This window comes from Reyranella sp. GW821-FHT14A01 (assembly GCF_058803965.1).
Genome location: NZ_JBXAPM010000003.1, coordinates 23,620 through 42,928 on the forward strand (window position 1 = coordinate 23,620; position 19,309 = coordinate 42,928).

Annotated in this window: 17 protein-coding genes and 1 pseudogene; 9 read left to right on the forward strand and 9 right to left on the reverse strand. The window is 65.6% G+C overall.

The genetic code is table 11. The annotated features are described in order from the left end of the window. Positions 1 to 70: 70 nt before the first annotated feature. Positions 71 to 427 (forward strand): annotated as a pseudogene (locus AC1ROX_RS06810) (FKBP-type peptidyl-prolyl cis-trans isomerase); the annotation flags it as partial. 33 nt (positions 428 to 460) lie between these two features. Here AC1ROX_RS06810 and AC1ROX_RS06815 read toward each other — a convergent pair. Next, on the reverse strand, positions 461 to 1,228 hold the full coding sequence (locus tag AC1ROX_RS06815) for an SDR family NAD(P)-dependent oxidoreductase (protein ID WP_493123736.1): 768 nt from the start codon (positions 1,226 to 1,228) through the stop codon (positions 461 to 463). Positions 1,229 to 1,456: 228 nt separating this feature from the next. On the opposite strand from AC1ROX_RS06815, the gene AC1ROX_RS06820 reads away from it, so the two are divergent. Together AC1ROX_RS06820 and AC1ROX_RS06825 are read left to right on the forward strand one after the other, a co-directional pair. Then, positions 1,457 to 2,734, forward strand: coding sequence for an acyl-CoA dehydrogenase family protein (locus AC1ROX_RS06820; protein WP_493123738.1), 1,278 nt, complete (start codon positions 1,457 to 1,459; stop codon positions 2,732 to 2,734). 87 nt (positions 2,735 to 2,821) lie between these two features. Further along, entirely contained in the window at positions 2,822 to 3,175 is a 354-nt protein-coding gene (locus AC1ROX_RS06825; protein ID WP_493123740.1) for a hypothetical protein, read from the forward strand. Positions 3,176 to 3,184: 9 nt separating this feature from the next. Here AC1ROX_RS06825 and AC1ROX_RS06830 read toward each other — a convergent pair whose 3' ends face one another. The 3 genes from AC1ROX_RS06830 to AC1ROX_RS06840 are packed head-to-tail and all read right to left on the reverse strand — an operon-like array spanning position 3,185 to position 6,261. After that, the gene (locus tag AC1ROX_RS06830) at positions 3,185 to 3,628 is read right to left on the reverse strand and encodes a hypothetical protein (protein WP_493123742.1); all 444 of its coding nucleotides are present in this window, start codon (positions 3,626 to 3,628) and stop codon (positions 3,185 to 3,187) included. 11 nt (positions 3,629 to 3,639) lie between these two features. Continuing rightward, the gene (locus tag AC1ROX_RS06835; protein ID WP_493123744.1) at positions 3,640 to 5,244 is read right to left on the reverse strand and encodes a GMC family oxidoreductase; all 1,605 of its coding nucleotides are present in this window, start codon (positions 5,242 to 5,244) and stop codon (positions 3,640 to 3,642) included. Between the two features lie 12 nt (positions 5,245 to 5,256). Further along, positions 5,257 to 6,261, reverse strand: coding sequence for an alginate O-acetyltransferase AlgX-related protein (locus AC1ROX_RS06840; protein ID WP_493123746.1), 1,005 nt, complete (start codon positions 6,259 to 6,261; stop codon positions 5,257 to 5,259). A 72-nt stretch (positions 6,262 to 6,333) separates the two neighbouring features. Here AC1ROX_RS06840 and AC1ROX_RS06845 point away from each other — a divergent pair, with 72 nt between their 5' ends. After that, complete coding sequence (locus AC1ROX_RS06845; protein WP_493123748.1) at positions 6,334 to 7,833, forward strand: flavin-containing monooxygenase; 1,500 nt, start codon at positions 6,334 to 6,336, stop codon at positions 7,831 to 7,833. Between the two features lie 35 nt (positions 7,834 to 7,868). Then, positions 7,869 to 9,122 carry an MFS transporter gene (locus AC1ROX_RS06850; RefSeq protein WP_493123750.1) on the forward strand — a complete coding sequence of 418 codons (1,254 nt, stop codon included), beginning with the start codon at positions 7,869 to 7,871 and terminating at the stop codon, positions 9,120 to 9,122. Positions 9,123 to 9,276: 154 nt separating this feature from the next. Here AC1ROX_RS06850 and AC1ROX_RS06855 read toward each other — a convergent pair whose 3' ends face one another. From AC1ROX_RS06855 to AC1ROX_RS06870, 4 genes are read right to left on the reverse strand one after another with little or no spacing between them, the layout of a single operon-like run. Next, positions 9,277 to 10,254 (reverse strand): Bug family tripartite tricarboxylate transporter substrate binding protein, encoded by a 978-nt coding sequence (locus tag AC1ROX_RS06855; RefSeq protein ID WP_493123752.1) that lies wholly within the window; start codon positions 10,252 to 10,254, stop codon positions 9,277 to 9,279. Beyond that, a complete protein-coding gene (locus AC1ROX_RS06860; protein ID WP_493123754.1) occupies positions 10,251 to 11,222 on the reverse strand; it encodes an NAD(P)-dependent oxidoreductase in 972 nt (323 codons plus the stop codon). Before AC1ROX_RS06860 ends, AC1ROX_RS06855 begins: the two co-directional genes overlap by 4 nt. A gap of 11 nt (positions 11,223 to 11,233) precedes the next feature. After that, entirely contained in the window at positions 11,234 to 12,199 is a 966-nt protein-coding gene (locus tag AC1ROX_RS06865) for a peptidyl-alpha-hydroxyglycine alpha-amidating lyase family protein (RefSeq protein WP_493123756.1), read from the reverse strand. A gap of 11 nt (positions 12,200 to 12,210) precedes the next feature. Beyond that, entirely contained in the window at positions 12,211 to 13,914 is a 1,704-nt protein-coding gene (locus AC1ROX_RS06870) for a GMC family oxidoreductase (protein ID WP_493123758.1), read from the reverse strand. Between the two features lie 119 nt (positions 13,915 to 14,033). Here AC1ROX_RS06870 and AC1ROX_RS06875 point away from each other — a divergent pair, with 119 nt between their 5' ends. The 3 genes from AC1ROX_RS06875 to AC1ROX_RS06885 are packed head-to-tail and all read left to right on the forward strand — an operon-like array spanning position 14,034 to position 16,398. Continuing rightward, on the forward strand, positions 14,034 to 14,444 hold the full coding sequence (locus AC1ROX_RS06875; RefSeq protein WP_493123760.1) for a nuclear transport factor 2 family protein: 411 nt from the start codon (positions 14,034 to 14,036) through the stop codon (positions 14,442 to 14,444). Further along, positions 14,444 to 16,162: an N-acyl-D-amino-acid deacylase family protein gene (locus AC1ROX_RS06880; protein ID WP_493123762.1), complete on the forward strand. Its 1,719-nt coding sequence runs from the start codon at positions 14,444 to 14,446 to the stop codon at positions 16,160 to 16,162. The genes AC1ROX_RS06875 and AC1ROX_RS06880 overlap by 1 nt, the downstream gene beginning before the upstream one ends. Beyond that, positions 16,159 to 16,398, forward strand: coding sequence for a hypothetical protein (locus tag AC1ROX_RS06885; RefSeq protein WP_493123764.1), 240 nt, complete (start codon positions 16,159 to 16,161; stop codon positions 16,396 to 16,398). The genes AC1ROX_RS06880 and AC1ROX_RS06885 overlap by 4 nt, the downstream gene beginning before the upstream one ends. On the opposite strand, the gene AC1ROX_RS06890 is transcribed toward AC1ROX_RS06885, so the two are convergent. After that, positions 16,395 to 17,426 carry a 5-methyltetrahydropteroyltriglutamate--homocysteine methyltransferase gene (locus tag AC1ROX_RS06890; protein WP_493123766.1) on the reverse strand — a complete coding sequence of 344 codons (1,032 nt, stop codon included), beginning with the start codon at positions 17,424 to 17,426 and terminating at the stop codon, positions 16,395 to 16,397. The two genes, AC1ROX_RS06885 and AC1ROX_RS06890, sit on opposite strands and share 4 nt — an antisense overlap. Before the next feature lie 67 nt (positions 17,427 to 17,493). Here AC1ROX_RS06890 and AC1ROX_RS06895 point away from each other — a divergent pair, with 67 nt between their 5' ends. Then, complete coding sequence (locus tag AC1ROX_RS06895) at positions 17,494 to 19,284, forward strand: phospholipase D-like domain-containing protein (RefSeq protein ID WP_493123768.1); 1,791 nt, start codon at positions 17,494 to 17,496, stop codon at positions 19,282 to 19,284. Positions 19,285 to 19,309 lie beyond the last annotated feature (25 nt).

Below are 19,309 nucleotides of genomic sequence, written 5' to 3' on the forward strand. Positions count from 1 at the left end.
GATCGCTGCGATCGGGGTTGGCTTCCTCGCCATTGTTTCGTATCGCTGAAGCCGCACGCGATCATTCCGGGGAAAAGCCATGACGACCGAGACCGGCCTGAAAATCATCGACACGACCATCGGCACGGGCGCGAGCCCCAGGACCGGCCAGACCTGTGTCATGCACTACACGGGATGGCTCTTCGAAGAAGGCGTCAAAGGCAAGAAGTTCGATTCCTCCGTTGATCACGGCTCGCCTTTCGAATTTCCCATCGGCATGCAGCACGTCATCGGCGGGTGGGACGAGGGCGTTGCAACCATGAAGGTCGGCGGCAAGCGGACGCTGATCATTCCACCGCAACTTGGCTATGGAGCGCGCGGCGCCGGCGGTGTCATTCCGCCCAACGCCACGCTGATTTTCGACGTCGAGCTGCTGGCGATCAAGTAAGTATCGTCTTCGTGTCGAGCCGGCTTGTCTGGCTCATAGTACCGTCATACCGCCGTCCACGAACAGCAGGGCGCCGGTGACGTAAGAGGCGTCGTCCGAAGCCAAGAACAGGATTGCGGCGGCGACCTCTTCGGGCTTGCCCGGGCGCTTCAGCATCGTGCCTTGCGCGGCCCTGGCGTTGTACTGATCGACGGTTTCGCCCGCCGCTTCGAGACGGCGCTGATGAAACGGTGTGAAGATCGGGCCTGGGCCGACAGCGTTCACCCGAATGCCTTCCGCCGAGTGGTCGGCGGCGAGCGCCCGCGTCAGGCCCGCAATCGCGGCCTTGGTGGTGTCGTACTGCAGGTTGCCGCCGCCGGCGATGACGGAGCGGACGGAGGCTACGTTGACGATGGCGCCGCCCTTGTTGTGACGCATGAGCGGAACCGCCGCCTTGGCGCAGAAGGCGTAGCTCATCAGGTTGACGTTGAGGATTTCGTTCCAGCTGGCCGCGCTCGCTTGGTCGATCTTCTCGTATTTGCGGATGCCGGCATTGTTGACGAGGATGTCAATGCGCCCGAACTTCTGCGCTGTGCCATTGACGAAGGCAAGGCACGCAGCCTCGGTACCGACGTCGGCTTGAGTGAAGGCGACCTTGCCCCCGGAGGCCTCGAGCTCAACCGCCACGCGCTGGCCACGCTCGCCATCGCGATCACAGAATGCCACGCTGGCACCCTCGGCGACGAAACGCCTGACCGTTGCCTCGCCAATTCCAGATGCCCCGCCCGTCACCGCAGCAACCTTGCCATCGAGCCTTCCCATACCGGCCACCCTTTCATTGCGCTAACCAAATGCGCGTCCACGATACGTCGTATCCATTCGAGGGGCACCGCTTGGTTGATCCGACGCTGCCGAGCCCGTCGCTGGGCGATGCGCTTCAGGAATACAGGCTCCCCGGGGAGAGCTGGAGCAGCCTATTGACCGGAAAACTGAGGTCTGTAGGGATTGGCTGAACAGAAAGCCCGATCGACCGAAACCGAGGAAACCTCAATGACCCAGAAGGCAGCGGCCGCGACCAAGAAGCCGGTCCGTCCCGATCTCGACGCCGAACTGAACAACCTTGCCATGTCGAAGGAGGCGCAGCCCCTGTTCGACGCCGTGAAGGCGCATATCGACGAGAATGTCGCGCCGATCACCGAGGAGTTCTTCCGCCTGGGCGAGGGCCGCAAGGATCGCTGGAGCTGGGCGCCGGGCCAGCTCGAGCTGCTCGAGGGCGCCAAGAACAAGGCCAAGGCCTCGGGCCTGTGGAATTTCTTCCTGCCGCATTCGGAGATCGGCCGCGGCCTCACCAATCTGGACTATGCCTACATCGCCGCCGAGCTGGGCAAGTACCAGCTCGCCTCCGAATCGCTGAACTGCTCGGCGCCGGACACCGGCAACATGGAAGTGCTGGAGAAGGTCGGCACGCCCGAGCAGAAGGAGAAGTGGCTGAAGCCGCTGCTCAACGGCGAAATCCGCTCGGCCTACGCCATGACCGAGCCGGGCGTCGCTTCGTCGGACGCCAAGAACATCGCCACGCGCGCCGAGCTGGTCGGCGACGAGTGGGTGCTGAACGGCGAGAAGTACTACATCTCCGGCGCCGGCGACCCGCGCTGCAAGATCATGATCGTCATGTGCAAGACCAGCCCTGACGCTTCGCCGCAGTTCCAGCAATCGCAGATCCTGGTGCCGATCGGCACGCCGGGCCTTGAGATCGTCGGACCGATGACCGTGTTCGGCCATGACCATGCGCCGCGCGGCCACATGCATCTCAAGTTCAACAACTGTCGCGTCCCGGCCTCGAACATGCTGCTGGGCGAGGGCCGTGGCTTCGAGATCAGCCAGGTCCGCCTTGGACCGGGCCGCATCCACCACTGCATGCGCTCGATCGGCGCCGCCGAGAAGGCGCTCGACCTGATGGTCAAGCGTGGTTCGACCCGGACCGCGTTCGGCAAGCAGCTGATCGCCCTCGGCAAGAACCTCGAGCTGGTGAGTCGTGCCCGCATCGAGATCGAGGCGATGCGCCTCATGGTGCTGAAGGCTGCCAAGGCGATGGATGTGCTCGGTCATCGCGAGGCCCGCGTCTGGATCAGCATGGTCAAGGCGATGGTGCCGGAGAAGGCCTGCTTGATCATCGACCAGGCGATGCAGATCCACGGCGCCACCGGCATCTCGCAGTGGTCGCCGCTGTCGGAAATGTACATGAACCAGCGCCACCTGCGCTTCGCGGACGGCCCGGACGAGGTCCATCACATGGTGGTCGGCCGCGCCGAGATCAGCCGCCACTAGGAGAGCGAACCGGGCCCGGCCTTGACAGGCCGGGCCTGGCGTAATTTTGTTGCTGGGCGTTACAAACGGGAAGAGTGGATGAAGGCGATGAGGACATCCCTGCAGGCGGTCGTGGTGCTTCTTCCGGTGCTGCTGGGAGGCTGCGAGGCGGCGAGTTCCATGGCCAACGCCGGCCTGTCCGATCCCAAGTTGATGAAGAGCATCAACGATGCCTACGAAGCCCGCGACAATTGCCTGATCGCGAACGTCCATCTGGCCGATGCTTTCAGCAACAGTACCCGATCGCTCGCCGCAAACGTGGCGGCGTCCTGCCAGACCCAGACCGATGTGCTCAATACCCTCAGCAATCCCCATGGCGATCCGCGGATCACCGCGGCGATCCAGAAGGATTCGAGCTTCCGGGCAATGGGCTACGTGCTGAAGTCCCGCGGTCAGACCTGACGGGCGGCGTCAGGCCCGCCGCCACATCGGCGGGCGCTTCCGCACCGGGTCGAGCAGCGACCAGTCGCCCTGGTCGACGACATGGCCCTTGGGAAAGGGCGAGCGCGGCTCCTGGCCGAGCGAACGCATCACACGGTCGTCGCGGTAGTAGCAGAGCAGTACCACTCGATTGAGGGCAAAGAGGGGAGCGCCGCCTTCCTCCTTGAAGCGCGCGGCGACCTCGGCGCGGCGTTCCGGCGTGAGATCGGCGAACGCACCGCCGGACAGGCCGGCCAGTTGCGCAAGGGCCGTCCGCGTATCCGCCGTGTCGCGCTCCAGGTTCTTCACGATATCGCCGAAGATCAGATCGTCGTCGGCACCGGGCACGCCGTAGGCGGCGCTCGAGGGGATCATCAGGCCGGCCAGCGCGCGCAGGTCGCGGGTCTCGGCGTCGCTCAGGGTGTCGTAGGTCATGTGCGTCGGCCTCAGTCGAAGAGGGTGGCGTCGGCGAGACGCCGCTTGATGTTGTCGGCGATGTAGAGCGCCAGCGCCTGGATGGTCGAGGTCGGGTTCACGCCACCGGACGTGACCCAGATGCTGCCGTCCACGATGAACATATTCTTCACGTCGTGGCTGCGGCCCCATTCGTTGACCACGGACCGGTCGGGATCGGTGCCCATGCGGGCCGTGCCCATCAGGTGCCAGCCGGCATTGAGCATCGGTGCATCGCTTCCGACATTCTTCGCGCCGGCCGCTTCGAGGATGTCCTTCGAGCGTGCGACGCCGTGGGCGATCATCTTCTTCGTGTTGTCGCTCAGCGTGTAGTCGATCTTCGGCGCGGGAATGCCGTTGCTGTCCTTCAGCACCGGATCGAGCGTCACCCTGTTGTGCTCCTCGGGCAGGTCCTCGCAGATCGCCGAGAGGCCGAGCTTGCGGTTGAAGATGGTGCGGTAGACGTCGTGATGCGCCTCGCCCCAGGGCAGGAAGCCGCGCGCGGTGTTGGCGATCGCGTCGACGATCGTGCCCGCGCCGCGATGGAGCTGCAGCGTGTAGCCGCGCACGAAGCCGCGTTCCCGGTCGGTCTCGTAGAATTCCTGGCTCCACAGCGAGAGCTGCGCGCCGGTGTTTCCATCGATCGGCTCGTCGACATAGCCGTAGGTATGGGCAAACGGATGGAACATCAGGTTCTTGCCCACCAGCCCACTCGAATTGGCGATGCCGTTGGGGAACTTGGCCGACACCGAATTGAGCATCAGGCGCGGCGTGCCGATGCCGTTGCAGGCCACGATCACCATCTCGGCCGGCTGGAAGTGCTCCTTTCCCTCTGCGTCGTAGTAGATGGCGCCGGTCGCCAGACCGTCGGGGCCGACCGTGATCTCGCGGACGCGTGCGCGCGTGCGCAGTTCGGCGCCGGCGCGGATCGCGTGCGGCCAGTAGGTGACGTCGGTGCTGGCCTTGGCGCCCTGGGCGCAGCCCGGCGTGCAATGGCCGAGATTGATGCAGGGTGCGCGGCCGTCATACTCGGTCGTGGCGATGGCTGAGTCCGACGGCCACCAGTGCCAGCCGAGCTTGTTCATCGCCTGGCCGAAGCACTTGCCGGTCTTGCCGAGCGGCAGGGGCGGCATCGGCAGCGCATGGTGCGGATAAGCGGGATCGCCCTCGAGGCCCGCGACGCCCGTCATGCGGTCGTTCTCGGCGAAGAATGGCTCCAGCGTCTGGTAGTCGACCGGCCAGTCGTCGGCCACGCCGTCCAGCGTCTTCACCCGGAAGTCCGACGGATGCAGGCGCGGATAGTGCGCCGTGTACATGATGGTGCTGCCACCGACGCCGTTGAAGTTCACGACCTGGATCGGCGAGGTGCCGTTGTTGATCGGGTAGTCGGTCTCGCGCGCCCGACGGTTGGGGTTGATGGCGAAGTCGCTGAACAGCCGCGCCTCCCAGTCCCGGCCGTTGGTCGGATAGTCGGTCGGCTTCACCCAGTCGCCCTGTTCGAGGCAGAGGATGCGCATCTTCGTGTCGGCGAGGCTCCAGGCCACCGCCGCGCCGGAAGCGCCGGAGCCGATGATCAGGACGTCGACCTTGTCGTGCATGGCGTTCTTCCGTTAGCGGGCGAGATGCTGGCTGATGGCATGGGCGGCGAGGGCATGGCCGCGGGCATTCCAGTGGCCGTCGTTGGCGAAGTGGTAGGAGAGCGGATCACCTTGTGCCTCCAGGACCGGCTGCAGGTCCAGCACGTCGATGCCACGCCGCTGCAGGGCGACGACGAAGGCCGTGTGGACCCGATCCTCGACGGCACGGGCGTTGCCGACCCAGAGGGCGCGCGACGGGATGAGCACGACGAGCGTGCGGTAGCGCTCCGCGATGTTCCGGAGCCGATTGGCGGAGGCTTCGATGATCGCCGGGTCGTACTCGTTCTTCGCGATGCCCTCGAGGTTCGGCACGATCAGGCCGGCCTTCACCGCGATGTCCCGCAGCCATGGCGTCTGCTGAATCGCCGTGACGGCGAGGAGATAGAGGGCCGAATGGCTCGACAGCCATTCCTTCAGTTCGGGCGCACCGTCCGGCGGCGGGCCTTCCCTTGTGTATCTGTAGAGGCGGAGATCGTTCTCCATGCAGACAGCGACGACGACGCGGCCGGCCCTGGAACCGAGTGTCTTGGCGTAGGCGAGGAGGGCGGCGTAGCCTTCGATATCGGTGGGCGTCGAAAGATTAAAGGTCCGACGGCCGGTGAGGATCTGGAGCTGGTCGGAGAAGCGGTCCTGGGCCTCGACGCCCCAGCCCCAGGTGAAGGAATCGCCCACCACGAGGATGTCGTCCGAGCCCGCCGTAGCCACATCGTTGGTGTCGCGCAGCCCGTGCGAATTGATGCGGACGGAGACGTCGTAATCGCCGGTATTCTTGACTTGGCGGGCTTCGGTGCCGGGCTTGCCGAGAAGCAAAGATCCCACCGGATAGGTGAATTCGAAGCGGCCGGAGGGATCGAAGGCGGGGAAGAGCTGGCGGGTCAGGCCTTCGGCGAGGCCGAGAGCGACGACGACGCCCACCAGGACGGCAAGGACAATTGACAGGACACCACGGCGTTTCCGGTCGGTTTCGACTCGTGGCATCTGGGGGCTGGCTTCGACGCTCATGTTCAAGCAAGACTGGTGTCAGATTATCAGCAAGGAAAGAGACTTCCCATGCCGGATACCAGCCTGGCGCGGCAAGTGGCCGCGAAGACCGAGCATTTCGACGTCCTCATCGTCGGCGCCGGCATTTCCGGCATCGGCGGCGCCTATCACCTGACCAAGCAGTCGCCCGACCGCAGCTTCGTGATCCTGGAGACGCAGGAGAGCTTCGGCGGCACCTGGCTCACCCACAAATATCCCGGCATCCGCTCCGACAGCGACCTCCACACGTTCGGCTATCGCTTCAAGCCGTGGAAGGGCAAGCCGATCGCCACCTCCCACGAGATCAAGGCCTACATGGGCGAGGTCATCGAGGAGAACGATCTGGCGCGGCACATCCGTTACCGCCACCGCATCGAGTCTGCTTCCTGGTCGAGCCAGGACAATCTCTGGACGATCGAGGCCGTGCGGACCGACACGGGCGAGGCGGTCCGCTTCACCGCCAGCTTCCTGTGGATGTGCCAGGGCTACTACCGCCATTCGGTCGGCTACACGCCGGAATGGAAGGACACGGAGAGCTTCAAGGGCCAGATCGTCCATCCTCAGAACTGGCCGGAGAACCTCGACTACACGGGCAAGAAAGTCGTCGTGATCGGCTCCGGTGCCACGGCGGCAACGGTCATCCCGGCGATGGCCGACAAGGCCGGCCATGTGACGATGCTGCAGCGGACGCCGACCTATTTCATTCCCGGCCGCAACGCCATCGAGCTCGCCGAGACGCTGCGCCAGCTCGAGGTCGACGAGGAATGGATCCACGAGATCGTGCGCCGCAAGATCCTGCACGACCAGTCGGTGTTCACCCGGCGCGCCTTCGAGGAATCCGACAAGGTGCGCGCCGAGTTGCTGGCCGGCGTCCGTGCCCATGTCGGACCGGATTTCCCGATGGAGCCGCATTTCACGCCGAGCTACCGGCCGTGGCAGCAGCGCATCGCGTTCGTGCCCGACGGCGACCTGTTCAAGGCCATTCGTGCCGGCAAGGCCTCGGTCGAGACGGACGAGATCGACCGGTTCGTGCCGGAAGGCATCAAGCTCAAGTCGGGCAGGGTGCTGGAGGCCGACATCATCGTGACGGCGACCGGCTTCGACCTGTCGGTGATGGGCGACATCGCCTTTGCCGTGGACGGCAAGCCGGTCGACTTCGCCGACACCGTGACCTATCGCGGCATGATGTTCACCGGCGTGCCCAACATGGCCTGGGTGTTCGGCTATTTCCGGGCGAGCTGGACCTTGCGTTCGGACCTCGTGGCCGATTTCGTCTGCCGCCTGCTGGACCACATGGAGAAGCGCCAGGCCCACAAGGTCGAGGTCGCCTTGCGGCCCGAGGACAAGGACATGGCGCTTTTGCCCTGGATCGATCCGGAGAACTTCAATCCGGGCTACCTGATGCGCGGCATGCATCTGCTGCCCAAGCGCGGCGACAAGCCGGAATGGCAGCACACGCAGGATTATTGGGGCGAAAAGAACGTGTTTCCGGCCATCGATCTGGAGGATAAGGCGTTCGTCTACGGCTGATTCGTCGGCCGGCTCGAGGCTTGGGGGAGCGGGGGATGGAGCGAGGCAACACGCGCCGGGTCATTGCGGCCGGCGCTATTGGTAACGTGTTGGAATGGTACGACTTTGCGATCTACGGCTACTTCGCCGCCGCGATCGGACGGGCCTTCTTTCCCAGCGAAGATCCCGTCGCGCAGGTGCTGGCGGCGTTCGGCATCTTCGCCGTGGGCTTCCTGATGCGCCCCGTGGGCGGGGCGGTGATCGGGGCGATCGGCGACAGGCTCGGTCGTCGTGCGGCGCTCACCTTCTCGGTGGCGGCGATGGCCGTTCCGACCTTCCTGGTCGGCGTGCTGCCCGACTACCAGACGCTCGGCATCGCCGCGCCGATCCTGCTCACGCTTCTCCGCATGGTGCAGGGCCTGTCGGTCGGCGGCGAATATACGACCTCGATCATCTTCATCATCGAGCAGTCGCCGCCCAACCGGCGTGCCTTCGTGGGCGCCCTGGGCTGCTGCGGCGCCGTCGGCGGCATCCTGCTGGGCTCGGCGACCGGCGCGCTGCTGGCCTCGGTGATGTCGGAACAGGCGCTGGAAAGCTGGGGCTGGCGCCTGCCGTTCCTGCTCGGGCTGCTGGTCGGCCTGGCCGGCGTCATCCTGCGCCGTCATGTCCAAGAAGCGCCGCGCAAGCCCTCGGCCAAGTCGCCGCTGCTCGACACGATCCGCAACCATGGGCCGCTGCTCGGCAAGCTCGCCGCGCTCTCGGTGTTCAACTCGGTCGGCTTCTACCTGATGTTCGTCTACATCGTGAGCTGGCTGCAGTTCGCCGACAACATCGCACCGGCCACGGCGCTGGCGATCAATTCGACCAGCATGGCCGTGATGCTGCCGGTCATGCTCCTGATGGGCTGGCTGTCCGATCTCTACGGAAGGCGCCCCATGATGCTGGGCGCGGCGGCCCTGGGATTCGTCGGCGCGCTGCCGTTCTTCTGGCTGATGCACCAGGGCCAGCCCGAGCTCGTCCTGCTGGGCCAGTTCGGCTTCGTATTGTCGGTCGGCGCCTTCATCGGCGGCCAGCCGGCCCTGATGGTCGAGGCCGTGCCGGCGGAGATCCGCTGCACCGCCATCGCGCTGGGCTACAACATGACCCTGGGTGTCATCGGCGGCCTCAGCCCGTTGGTGGCCACCTGGCTCGTCGACCGGACGGAGAACGACTACACCCCGGCCTTCATGATCATGATCGCCGCCGCGGTCTCGTTCGCGGCCATCCTCAAGTTCGACGAGACCTACCGGCTGAAGCTGCAGACCGCTTAACAGCTTTCCTCCCTCGTCATACGGGGGAGGTGGCCCGAAGGGCCGGAGGGGGAAGGCTACAGACCCCGACCTTGCCCCAAATTCTTCGCGTTGCTTTCCCCCTCCCGGCCTCCCCGTAAGACGGGGGGAGGTGGAAGAATTGGGCGGCGAACTTCTACTGCAGCTTGATGCCGGCCTCGGCGATCAGCTTGCCGAGCAGGTCGCGCTGGCCGGTGAGCCAGGTCTTGAACTCGGCCGGCGTGCTGGCGACCAGATCGGCGCCGGTCGGATCGAGCCGTTCCTTCACCTTCGGATCCTTGATCGCCTCGGCCACCACGGCCTGCATGCGATCGACCAGGGCCGGCGGCGTGCCGGTGACGGCGAACAGGCCGTTCCAGTCGTTGAGGTCGAAGCCCGGATAGCCGCTCTCGGCGAGGGTCGGCACATCGGGGAAGGCGACCGAGCGCTTGAGGCTGGTGACCGCCAGCACGCGCGCGCGGCCGGCCGCGACAGGCGGGCGGATCGAGTTGGTGGTGATGATCACCGAATCGACGGCGCCGGCGCCGATGTCGCGCGCAGCGTCGGCGCCGCCGCGATAGGGCACGTGGATCAGCTTGATGCCGGCGCGGCGCTGCAGTTCCTCGCCCGCCATGTGGGCCATGCCGGCCGCCGGCGGCGTGCCGTAGCTGATCGTGCCGGGCTTGGCCTTCGCCGCTTCGATGTATTCCTGGATGGTCTTCGGCGGGAAGTCCTGCTTCACGGCGACGACCTGCGGGAAGCTGGCGAGCTGGCTGACCGGCAGCCAGGTCTGCAGGTAGTCGAAGGGCAGGTCCTTCATCAGGAAGGGATTGGTGATCTGGTTGGCGGCGTCGACCAGGAAGGTCTGGCCGTCACGTGGCGCCTGCAGCACGGCGTTGGCGGCGACGACGGCGTTGCCGCCGGTGCGGTTGTCGATGATCACCTGCTGGCCGATGATCTCGGCGACGCGCACGCCGATGTTGCGCGCCACCGTGTCGGCGGCGCCGCCGGCTGCGAAGGCCACGACCCATTTGACCGGACCCTTGGGCCAGTCGCCCTGGGCAAAGCCCTCGCGCGCGATGAAGGGAGCGGCAAGCGCCGCTCCCAGGAGAGTTCTACGGGCAATCCGGCTCATTTCTTGGGCTCCAGCAGTTCAGGCACCACCCAGAGCGCGGGTTCGCCGCGGGCAACCCTCTGGATGTTGTCGAAGCCGTTGCGCAGGCGGGTGATGTTGCTCTCGAAGGTCGGACCGGCGAGGTGCGCGGTCAGGATGACGTTGTCGAGCTTCAGGAGAGGATTGTCCGGCGGGGTCGGCTCCTCGTCGAACACGTCGAGGCCGGCGCCGAACAGGTTGCCGGCCGAGAGGGCGGCGGTCATCGCCTTCTCGTCGATCACCGGGCCGCGCGAGGTATTCACGATAATCGCCGATTTCTTCATGGCGGCCAGCTCGTCCTGGCCGATCATGTGGCGGGTCGAGTCGTTCAGCGGCACGTGCAGCGAGATGATGTCCGAGTGCTTCAGGATCTCGGGCAGCAGGCGGAAGCGGACGCCCAGCGCGTCTTCCTCTTCCTCCTTCAGGCGGGCGATGTCGTAGTAGTGGACGATCATGCCGAAGGCGAGCGCCAGCTTGGCGACCTTCTTGCCGATCGTGCCGAGGCCGACGATGCCCAGCACGCGGTTGCGCACCTCGTGGACGGTCGGCGGCGAGTTGCCGTGCCAGCGGCCGGCGGTGACGTTGTTGTGCTGGGTGATCAGCCGGCGCGAGACCGACAGCATCAGCAGCATCGCGTGCTCGGAGACGGCGACCGAGTTGGCGCCGCCATTGGCGCACAGCGGCACGCCGCTCTTGCGGGCGGCCTCGAGGTCGGCGCGGTCGTAGCCGGCGCTCAGCATCTGGATGAGCTTGAGGTTCGGCGCATCCTTGAAGAGCTGCGGCGTCACATATTGCTGGATGAAGCCCATGAAATAGTGGGCGCCGGGCAGGGCGGCCTTCTGCTCCGGCGAATTATGCAGTGCCTTGATGATCTCGTAGCCCTTGGGGGCGAGGTCGTCGACCATCGACAACGTGTCCTTGGGCCCGACGACGAGTACGCGTTCAACCATAACCATTCTCCTCAGACGACTTTCTCTAGTTTCTGCAACGAGCGCAGGTGTTTCGGCACCGGGGTGCCAGGGAAGGTGCTCGGCCAGTTGGTGTAACTCACCTCGCCGACATAGATGTCGCCGCGCGAGTCGACCGCCAGCCCGTGCGGCGACAGGAAACGGCCGGTCTGCTCGCCGGGACCGTCCTGCCCGCCGAGGCGGGCCAGCGTCTTGCCTTTGCTGTCGACGATCGACAGGCGGGGACCGAGATTGGTGTGCTTGCTGTTCACCGGCATACCGGGACCGAGCTCGCCGATGATGAAGGTCGGGTTCTTCGCCCCACCGCAGCAGTAGAGGGCGCAAGGCCGGTGCATGTTGTTCCACTGGGCTTCGTACTTGCCGTTGCCGTCGAACACCTGGACGCGGTGGTTCTCGCGGTCGGCGACATAGACCCAGCCATCCTCGTCGGTGGCGATGTTGTGGGCGATGTTGAACTCACCGGGATCGGTCCCGGTCGTGCCCCAGCACATCAGGTGCTTGCCGTCGGGCGAGTATTTGTGGACGCGTGAATTGCCGTAGCCGTCCGAGACGTAGATCTCGCCCTTGGGCGATAGCGCCGTATGGGTGCAGCGGTTGAACGGCTTGCCGCTCAGGAAGGGCGCGGGCTGGTTTGGCACGCCGATCGTCATCAGCACCTTGCCGTCGGTGGTGATCTTGCGGACCGTATGGTCGCCGTCATCCGTGCAGTAGAGATTGTCGTCGCTGTCGATATGGATGCCGTGGGCGCGACCAAACAGGCCTTCGCCCCAGGAGCGCAGGAAGTTGCCGTCCTTGTCGAACACCATCATCGGATGTTCGCCGCGGTTGAAGACGTAGACGCGGTCCTTGCCGTCGACGGCGACGGCCGCGACGTCGCGGAACTCCCAACCGTCGGGCAGCTTCGCCCAGTTCTCGACCACGCGATAGCGGTGCTCGCCGCTACCCAGAACGACAGACATAGGCTTGCTCCTCAGTGAGCGGCGAGGACGGCTTCCGAGATCTTTTCGGCCGTCATAAGGGTGGGGAAATTGGTGTTGGCGCAGGGCACCACGGGGAAGATCGAGGCGTCGACGACCCGCAGGCCCTGCACGCCGCGGACCCGGCCCTGCGTGTCGACGACGGCCATCGGATCGTCGTCGCGGCCCATGCGGCAGGTACAGGAGGCGTGCCACACGCCGATCGCCGCCTTGCGCACGAAGGCTTCGAGCGCATCGTCGTCGTTCATCACCTGGTCGAAGGTGAAGCCTTCGACGACGTAGTTGTCTATCATGTAGCGTCGCAGCGCCGCCGGCCCGTCGAGCAGCGTCGCCACGAAGCGGGTCAGCCACTTGTTCTTGGCATTGACCACGCCGATCTGGCGCACCCGGTCGCTGTAGGCGGCCGGGAAGGGCGCGTCGCTCACCTGGCGCAGCGCATCGGTCATCTGCACCGCGGCCATCAGCTTGAAGCCGCTCATCAGCCGGTCGAGGTCGCGCTTGTCGGACAGCAGGTTGAACTCGACGAGGGGCTCGCTGCGCCAGTCGCGCGAGGTGAGCTTCACCTGGCCGGTCTCGGAATAGGTCTTGTTGATGAAGGTGAGCAGCGAGGCGATCTGCTCGCCGACCGCATGCCAGGCCGACTTGCTGACCACGGCCACGAACATGTCGCCCTTCGGCACGCCCGGCAGGTTCGACGAGTAGCGCAGGCCGACATGGATGTGGCGCCGGGTGTGCTCGCGCAGGCGCGCGCTGCGCTTGATGAAGGAGGACAGTGCGATAGAGGGATGGTCCATCAGCCGCTGGCCAACACCGGGCAGGGCCGAGACGACGGGGATGCCCAGTTCGGCGAGCTGGCCCACGGGGCCTATGCCGGCGCGCATCAGGTGCGCAGGTGAATGGATGGCGCCGCTCGACAGGATGACCTCACGGGCGTGGAATTCCTGCTCCTTGCCGGCGACGCGGGCCGTGACGCCGACGCAGCGCGTGCCCTCGAACAGCAGGGACATGACCTGGGTGTCGGTCGAGATGTTGAGGTTGGCGCGCTTGCGGGTCTCGGCGTCGAGATAGCCCATGGCCGCCGAGACGCGCCGCTCCTCGGCATTGGAATGGGTGACCGGGAAATAGCCGTCGACGAACTCGCCGTTCTGGTCGGGCAGGTACTTGAAGCCCTTGGCCTCGAAGGCCTTGCCTACGGCCTGGGCGTGGCCCGCCCACTTCTCGCGCGGGATGCGGCGCACGGGGATGCGGCCATCCTTGCCGTGAAACGGGCCGTCGAAATCGAGGTCGCGCTCGACTTTCTTGAAATAGGGCAGGACGTCGTTCCAGCCCCAGCCGGCGGCGCCGCGGCTTTCCCATTCGGCGTAGTCGGTGGGCGCGCCGCGGTTGGCCATCTGGCCGTTGATCGAGGAGCCGCCGCCCAGGACGCGCGCCTGCTCGTACTTGCGCAGCGGCGGGCGGTTCTCCTGCGGATTATTGTGGCTGACGACCTGGGTATGGACCTTGAGGTCGGTCCAGTGGAAACGGGGATCGAAATAGGCCGTGCCGGAATAGCTGTCGGCGATTTCCTTCGGCTCCTGGCCGGGCGGCGTGTCCGGACCGGCCTCGCACAGGAGCACCTTGTTGGCACTCCGGGCGGACAGCCGATTGGCCATGACCGAGCCTGCCGACCCGCCGCCGACGATTATGTAGTCGTACACTTGGCGTTTCCCCGTTTATTGCGCCCACGCTAGCACGGATAGGGCCGGTTGTGGCGGTCCGCTTGCCGGAGGGGGAGAAGCCTGCAATCGTCGACAAAAGCCAGATCGGGAGGTTTCGTATGCCGGACGTTACAGCCGCAAATACCGATATCGCCACGCCTGAGCTCATGAAGGCGATCTCCGCCGCCTTCAACAGCCGCGACGTCGACCGCATCGTTTCCCATTTCACAGACGACGCCACTTTCTGGCTGGCCCGCGGGCCTGAGCCGGTGGGCCGCACGCTCAAGGGCAAGGAGACGATCCGCAGGACGCTCGCCGAGCGCTTCAAGGTGATCCCCGACATGCGCTGGGACCACAAGGAGTACATCTACGCCGGCAACCGGGCGATCTCGGTCTGGACCGTGAAGGGCAAGGGCGCCGACGGCGAGGATCTGAACTACCAGGGCTGCGACATCTACACGTTCCGCGGCGGAAAAATCTCCGCCAAGGACACCTACTGGAAGATCGTCGAGAACAAGGATCGCCTGTGATGGCCTACGATACAGTCATTCGGGGCGGCACGGTCGTCGACGGCTCCGGCGCCCCGCGCTTCACGGCCGATATCGGCATCAAGGACGGCAGGATTGCCGAGATCGGGCGCATCACCGCGCCCGCATCGAAGACCATCGACGCCCATGGGCTGATCGTCTCGCCGGGCTTCATTGACGGCCATACGCACATGGATGCGCAGGTCGCCTGGGATCCGCTGGGAAGCTGCTCCTGCTGGCATGGCGTCACGTCGGTCGTGATGAGCAATTGCGGCTTCGCACTCGCTCCTTGCAAACCCGAGGATCGCGATCTCTACGCGCGTTGCCTCTCCGCAGTGGAAGATATCCCGACCGAGGCGATGGCGGCTGGCATCGACTGGACCTGGGAGACCTTCCCGGAATATCTCCAGACCGTCGAGCGCCTACCCAAGGCCATCAACTACGGCATGTATATCGGCCATTCGGCGCTGCGGATGTACGCCATGGGCAAGCGGGCCTTCACCGAGAAGGCGACCGAGGACGAGATAGTCCGCATGGCCGATCTCGTGAAGGAAGCGCTGAAGGCCGGCGCCATGGGCTTCTCCAGTTCGCGCGCCTCCACGCACGTGACGCCGGACAATACTCCGGTCGCCAGCCGCATCGCCGAGTGGGAGGAGATCGACCGCATCGTGGCGGCGATGGCCGAACTCGATGCCGGCATCTTCCAGGTCGGTCCCGACATTGCGAGCGGCGCGGCGCACCGCGCTTTCCTCGCGCGCCTTCGCGAGGTGGCGCTCACCTACAGGCGTCCAATCATGTTCGGTGTGCTGGCGACCAAGCAGGGCGATGATCCGACGGGCTGGGCCTACCAGACACGCTACATCGACGAGACCGTGGCGGCCGGTGGACGGATGTTCGGCCAGGGCACGACGCGGTCGATCAATGCGATCTTCTCGCTGAAATCCTATCTGCCGTTCGACGTGCTGCCGGCGTGGCGCAAGGTCCGCGACCTGCCGATGGACGAGCAGAAGCGGCGGCTGGCCGATCCCGAGGTGCGGCGCGAACTGGTGGCGGCCGAAGAGCGGATGAAACCGCGCGACAACGTCTTCCAGGGCGGAGGGGCGGCGACCACCGATCCCCGCAAGCCGGACTATGCCAACCTGTACGCTCTGAACGGTGTCGACTGGGACGATCCCACGGTCGAACAGCTCGCCAAGGCGTGTGGCAAGCATCCGGTCGAAGTCATGATCGACCTGTCGCTGGCCAACGAGAACCAGGTCTATGTCCAGCCGCTGGTCAACGAGACGCCGGACGACGTGCTCGGCATCCTGAAGCATCCGCGCACTCTGGCGACCTTCTCCGACTCCGGTGCCCACGTCGCGCAGGAGATGGGCTCGTCGCTGCAGACGCATCTTCTCAGCTACTGGGTGCGCAAGCGCGGTGCCTTCACACTCGAAGAGGCGGTGAAGAAGATCACGCACGACAATGCCGTCGCCTGGGAAATGAAGGGCCGCGGCCTGGTGCGCCCGGGCTACCAGGCCGACTTGGTCCTGTTCGAGGAGAACGGCATCCGGCCCTGCCTGCCGACGGTCGAGCGCGACCTTCCCGGCGGCGCGCGCCGCCTAGTCCAGAAGGCCGAGGGCATCAAGGCGACCCTGGTGAACGGCGCCGTCGCCTTCCAGGACGGCGAGGCGACCGGCGCCCTGACGGGCACGGTCCTGAAGGGACGGCTGGCCTCTTGAAGGCGATAGCCGTCCTTGTCGTGCTGGTGATGGCGACCCCTGTCGCCGCCCAGACCAAGCCACCGGCGCCGCTTGCGGGCAGCGCCGGCGTGAAGCAGCAGTTGCAGTCGTTGCACTACAAGGACGTGCACGGCCTGCGTCGCGGCCCGGATGGACAATGGACCGGCAAGGCGACGCGCAACGGCGTGGAGAAGCAGGTGACCGTTTCTCCGAATGGCGGCGTCACCGGCCGCTAGGCGAGTTCCTTCCGGACGATCGCGGCGCCCTCGGCAAGGGACTTCAGTTTCCCGAACGCGGTCTCGCGCGGCAGGTACTTCATGCCGCAATCGGGAGCCGGCAGGAGCTTGTCCGGCCCGATATGCTTCAGGCCGGCGCGGATGCGGTCGGCGACCTTCTGCGGCGTCTCGATCTCGGGATCACTGAGGTCGATCACGCCCAGCATCACCTTCTTGGGCGCGAGGTCCTTCAGGACGCCGAGGTCGAGCTTGGGCTGGGCGGATTCGATGGAGATCTGCTGGGCGATCGTGTCGGAAAGCTGCGGCAGGAACGAATAGCCGGTGGGCTTCAGGCCGCTCACGACGGCGGCATAGCCGAAGCAGAGATGGATGACGGTCGGCACCGTGATGCCCTGCAGGGCGCGGTTGATCACCTTCACGGCGTAGCGCTTGGCCTCGTCGGGATTGTTGCGCAGCCAGGGTTCGTCGAGCTGGATCACGTCGGCGCCGGCCTTGACGAGCTCGTGCGCCTCCTCGTTCACGGCGGCGGCATAGTCCATGCACATCGCCTCGGCGTCCTTGTAGAACTCGTCCTTCACCTGCTGGCCCATGGTGAAAGGACCGGGCAGGGTGATCTTGGCCAGCCGGTCGGTATTGGCGCGCAGGAACTGCATGTCGCGCAGTTCGACCGGCCCGGTGCGCCGGATCTTGCCCACGATCCGCGGCACCGGCGTGCGGCTGCCGCTGCGGTTCACGATCTCGGCCGGGTTCTCGTCGTCGATCCCTTCGAGCGCCGTCGCGAAGCGGTTGGAATAGCTCTCGCGGCGCATCTCGCCGTCGGTGACGACGTCGATGCCGGCGCGCTCCATGTCGCGGATGGCCAGCAGGGTGGCGTCATCCTGCGCCTGCTCCAGATACGGCTCGGAGACACGCCACAGCTCCTTCACGCGGGTGCGCGGCACGCCCTTGCTGAGCATTTGCCGGTCCACCAGCCAGTCCGGCTGGGGGTAGGAACCGACGACGGTGGTCTGCAGGAGCGCTTCGGCCATTGTGAAAATCCGTTTCTCTCGAACCATTGATTGCGCTGCAGTCTGCGACCCGATTAAGTCCCTGTCCATGTTCAGACGCTTCGTGTTGCTGCTGGTCCTGGCCGTCGTCGGATCCTGCAGCGGAGACCTGCCCAGCAGTGCGGTGAGCGACAGCCAGGCCGAGCGCGATTTCGGACTCCTGCGATCGTCCACCTCCATCGTGGCCCTGATGAAGGACCGCGACATCCGGCCGCCCGATCTCGCCGCGCCCGATCCGCTGCAGCAGCTCCAGCGCGAGCTCGCCAAGAGCGACCCGGCCGGCGCCTTTGCCGGGATCACCTACGACCTGACGCGCGGCAACAGCCTGCTCGTCGACTGGCTGGTGCAGACGCCCAACCGCTGGGGCCGCCGGGCCGACGATCTCACCTGGTTCGCCATGGACTGCAAGGACTGCGAGCCCGACATCTCGCTGCCGGCCTGCAGCACCGATGCCGACTGCAAGGGCGGGACCTGCACCGCGATCTGGCCGCGCACGCCCGGCCTGCGAACCACCACTCGGAAAGTCTGTCTTGGCCATTCGGATGCACTGCCGCTCCGGATCCACGACTTGATCGCCAGTGCCCGACGGAGCGTCGACATCGTCGAGTTGCAGCCCGCGCCGACCGGACGGTTCACCACCGCACTGAAGGCGGCCATTGCCGAGCTGGCCTTCAGTCGCCGTCAGATAGAGGTGCGCGTGCTGATCGGGCAGTTTCCGCCCAAGGGCGTCGATGCGGCGGCGTTCCTCAAGGAGCTGGTCGAGACTGCGCGAAACATTCCGGGCTCGCGCGTGACCGTCAGTGTTTCGGCGATGCGGACCTGCACCGTCCTCGAATCGTGCAACAGCTTCTCGTGGAACCACGGCAAGTTCATCGTCGTGGATGGAAGCGAAGCCATCGTCGGCGGCCACAATCTCTGGACCGAGGACTATCTCACCGATAACCCCGTGCACGACCTCTCCATGCAGGTGAAGGGACCGGCGGCGGCGAGCGCTTCGCGCTTTGCCGATCGGCTGTGGAGCTATGTTTGCAGTAATCTCAACTACAAGGATTCGATCTCGCTGGTCACTTATACACCCGGCCAAAGCGAGCTGGGGCAGCGTTGCCCGGCCGCGCTGGCAACGCGTCGCACGGCGGGCGGCACGGGCGGCGTAGAAATCATGGGCATCGGCCGGCTGGGCGCCGGCATCACCGAAGACTTTGCCAACCAGAGCGAGCTGGCGCGAGACCTGATGTTCGCCGCCGCCCGCAGGACCATCCGCGTCTCGCAGCAGGACCTGGGCTTTCGGCTGGGGCGGTCCGACACGCTGTTCCCGGAAAGCGCGCTCGACGAGATGGTCGACCTGATGGAGCGCGACGGCGACGTCTATGTCGTGCTGTCGAATCCCGGCTCGATCGGCAATGGCGGCAGCCCGTACTACAACGACGTGCCGCTGCGGGCGCTGGCCAAGCGTATCAAGGACAATGTGCAGAAGCGCATCGACACGGCCGATCCAAGGTCGCGCTATGCCATCCGCAAAGGCCCCGACCCGGTGAATGCGATGCTGTGCAGCCGCTTCCACCTGGCGCCGTTCCGTTTCGGACCGGACGATTCCTGGCCGGGCAACAAGACCATCGCAAACCATTCCAAGCTCTGGATGGTCGACGACCGGGTCTTCTACATCGGCTCCGATAACATGTACCCGGTGAACCTGCAGGAGTTCGGTTACATCGTCGACGACCGCAAGGCCGTCGATACGCTGATCGAGTCCTACTGGAACCCGCTCTGGCAATGGTCGAAACGCGTCGCGGTATCGGGGGAAGGCGTCGAGAAGTGCATCTTCCGCGAGATAATTAAGTAGGCGAAGTCAGGCACCCGTCAGGTCG

Bases quoted from the DNA above. Each gene is read 5' to 3' on its own strand.
- AC1ROX_RS06825 (WP_493123740.1), top strand. From the start codon at position 2,822: ATGAGGACATCCCTGCAGGCGGTCGTGGTGCTTCTTCCGGTGCTGCTG.
- AC1ROX_RS06860 (WP_493123754.1), bottom strand. From the start codon at position 11,222: ATGGTTGAACGCGTACTCGTCGTCGGGCCCAAGGACACGTTGTCGATG.
- AC1ROX_RS06890 (WP_493123766.1), bottom strand. From the start codon at position 17,426: ATGGCCGAAGCGCTCCTGCAGACCACCGTCGTCGGTTCCTACCCCCAG.
- AC1ROX_RS06830 (WP_493123742.1), bottom strand. From the start codon at position 3,628: ATGACCTACGACACCCTGAGCGACGCCGAGACCCGCGACCTGCGCGCG.
- AC1ROX_RS06840 (WP_493123746.1), bottom strand. From the start codon at position 6,261: ATGCCACGAGTCGAAACCGACCGGAAACGCCGTGGTGTCCTGTCAATT.
- AC1ROX_RS06875 (WP_493123760.1), top strand. From the start codon at position 14,034: ATGCCGGACGTTACAGCCGCAAATACCGATATCGCCACGCCTGAGCTC.
- AC1ROX_RS06865 (WP_493123756.1), bottom strand. From the start codon at position 12,199: ATGTCTGTCGTTCTGGGTAGCGGCGAGCACCGCTATCGCGTGGTCGAG.
- AC1ROX_RS06855 (WP_493123752.1), bottom strand. From the start codon at position 10,254: ATGAGCCGGATTGCCCGTAGAACTCTCCTGGGAGCGGCGCTTGCCGCT.
- AC1ROX_RS06820 (WP_493123738.1), top strand. From the start codon at position 1,457: ATGACCCAGAAGGCAGCGGCCGCGACCAAGAAGCCGGTCCGTCCCGAT.
- AC1ROX_RS06850 (WP_493123750.1), top strand. From the start codon at position 7,869: ATGGAGCGAGGCAACACGCGCCGGGTCATTGCGGCCGGCGCTATTGGT.
- AC1ROX_RS06895 (WP_493123768.1), top strand. From the start codon at position 17,494: ATGTTCAGACGCTTCGTGTTGCTGCTGGTCCTGGCCGTCGTCGGATCC.
- AC1ROX_RS06815 (WP_493123736.1), bottom strand. From the start codon at position 1,228: ATGGGAAGGCTCGATGGCAAGGTTGCTGCGGTGACGGGCGGGGCATCT.
- AC1ROX_RS06880 (WP_493123762.1), top strand. From the start codon at position 14,444: ATGGCCTACGATACAGTCATTCGGGGCGGCACGGTCGTCGACGGCTCC.
- AC1ROX_RS06835 (WP_493123744.1), bottom strand. From the start codon at position 5,244: ATGCACGACAAGGTCGACGTCCTGATCATCGGCTCCGGCGCTTCCGGC.
- AC1ROX_RS06845 (WP_493123748.1), top strand. From the start codon at position 6,334: ATGCCGGATACCAGCCTGGCGCGGCAAGTGGCCGCGAAGACCGAGCAT.